Raw genomic sequence first — 2,223 nt, 5'->3', positions numbered from 1 at the left:
GTGCGGGCTGCCGCTGGACGCCGCCGGGCACGTCTGCCCGCGGCAGAACGGCCACCGGGCCGGCAATGCCGGATAACGCCGCGACCGCCGGCCTGGATATCCCGGACGGCGAACGTGCCGCGCTCGAGCTGCTCGAGCGCGGCGCCCTGGAGGTAGAAGGCCGCCTCGTCGGCGCGTCCAACGCCACCCTGTACTGCACGATCAAGGGCGGGGGCGCCGAGGCGAACTGCGTGTACAAGCCGGTCGCGGGTGAGCGGCCGCTATGGGACTTCCCGACCGGGACGCTCGCGGGCCGGGAGGTCGCCGCCTACGCGGTGTCCCGGGCCGCGGGCTGGAACGTGGCGCCGCCGACCGTGATGCGCGACGGGCCATTCGGCCCGGGCATGTGCCAGCTGTGGATCGACCTGGACCCCGAGGTGGACCTGGTCGCGCTGTCCCGCCGCAGCGACCACGCAGGGCTGCGCGAGATGGCGGTGTTCGACGCGGTCGTCAACAACGCCGACAGGAAGATCGGCCACCTGCTGCCGGTCACCGACGGCCACCTCTACGGCTGCGACCACGGGGTCTGCTTCGCCGAGGAGTACAAGCTGCGCACTGTGCTCTGGCAGTGGCGCGGCAAGGCGCTACCGCGGCGCTCGGTCGAGGCCCTCCGCCGCCTCGCCGACGACATGGCCGCCGGCTGGCTGGCCGACGAACTGTCCAAGCACCTGACCAGGCGCGAGATCAACGCCACCAGGTCCCGGGTGGCCAAGCTGCTCAAGCACCCCACGTACCCGTACCCGTCAGAGGACTGGCCCGCCATCCCCTGGCCCCCGGTGTGACCCCGACGTGCTGGGCGGGGATTGCGCGGCTGGCCCGGGTGCTGTTTGCTTAACCTGAGCGCCGGCGAGCAAGGCCGGGTCGGATAACCGCCGTACGCAGGAGGAGCCCGATGGCTACGGTGGCCAGCGAGACCGCTCCCGGAACGCGGCATCCGCTGGCCCAGCGCTTGCGCGCGGCGGCGCTCGGACCGCACGGCGGGGGGACGACCCGGCGCCGGGCATCGGACGTGTTCCGGCTCGGGTTGGCGATCGTCGTGGTGGCGGTGTCCGTCCCGGTCATGCAGGCCAACTCGGCCGCCGAACTGCGCATCGTCCGGTTCATGCACCCGCCGCCGGCGGCGATCAGCTGGCTCGTCACGTCCGTCTTCTGGCTCGGATCGGCAGGGGTCATCGGGCTTCTCGTTATCGTCGGGCTCCTCGTCCCGCGGCTGACCGCCATCCGGTGGACCGCAGTGGCCGCCGTGCTGACCGTGGCTGTCTGCGCCCTGCTCAGCGTGGTTCTCGGCCCGGCGGGCGGGCGGCCGCCGGCCGAGGAGCTAGCCGGAGTGAACACCGGTTACCCGGTCACCGAGCTCGCGGTCACCATCGCCATGGCGGCGACCGCAGTTCCCTACCTGAGCCGTCCGTTGCACCGGACGGTCTCGTTCCTGATCACCCTCGCCGTCTTGGCCGCGATCTGCGCCGGGCAAGCCCTCCCGGTCAACGCGATCTCCAGCGTGGCGCTGGGGTGGGGCGTGGCCGCGGCCCTGCACCTGGTCACGGGATCCCCGGTGGGCCTGCTTTCGTCAGCGGAGGTCACGGACTGGATCGCGGACCTGAAGGTCGCGGTCGGCGATATCACGCGGGCGCCCCGCCAGGTCTGGGGAGTTGAGCGGTTCGCCGGCCGGGATCCGGCGGGCAGCCAGATCGAGCTGTCGGTCTACGGCCGCGACGCGTCCGATGCCCGCGTGCTGGCCAAAGTGTGGCGCTTTGCCGTCTACCGGGATTCGGGACCCACCCTGATCCTGGACCGCCTCCAGCAAGTCGAGCACGAGGCCTACCTCACCCTGATGGCCGAACGCGCCGGCGTCCTGGTGCCCGACGTGCTCGCCGCCGGCCAGTTCGGGCCCAGCGGGGACGCGGCACTGGTGACCAGGGTGCCCGACGGGCCGGTCCTGGCGCAGGCCACGGAAACCGACCTCACTGACCGCACGCTGGATGAGATCCTGCTGGCCGTGTTGCGGATGCGCGCCACCGGGATAGCCCACGGGGCGCTTGGCGCCGACACGATCGTCATCTCCGAGCAGGGCGTCTGCATCCGGGACTTCCGCCGGGCGACCGCCTCGGCCCCGGCCAGCCGCGTGGACACCGACCTGGCGGCCGTACTGGCAGCGGTCGCCGTGCGGGTCGGCCCGGAGCGTAC

Annotated in this window: 2 protein-coding genes; both read left to right on the top strand. The window is 72.5% G+C overall.

What is annotated here, in order from left to right:
- Nucleotides 1–65 precede the first annotated feature (65 nt).
- Nucleotides 66–821 (top strand): SCO1664 family protein, encoded by a 756-nt coding sequence (locus WA805_RS15365; RefSeq protein WP_422270762.1) that lies wholly within the window; start codon nt 66–68, stop codon nt 819–821.
- A gap of 110 nt (nt 822–931) precedes the next feature.
- Nucleotides 932–2,223, top strand: a 1,292-nt coding sequence (locus WA805_RS15360) for a hypothetical protein (RefSeq protein WP_425242653.1), incomplete at its 3' end; no start/stop codon positions are given.

Source organism: Trebonia sp. (genome assembly GCF_049794275.1).
Taxonomy (GTDB): Bacteria; Actinomycetota; Actinomycetes; order Streptosporangiales; family Streptosporangiaceae; genus Trebonia.
Note: the sequence above shows the minus strand (reverse complement) of the source record. Positions and strands in the feature narration are given on the sequence as shown.

What these genes read in the sequence shown, in the direction of transcription:
- WA805_RS15365 (WP_422270762.1), top strand. Translation starts at nt 66, where the DNA reads ATGCCGGATAACGCCGCGACCGCCGGCCTGGATATCCCGGACGGCGAA.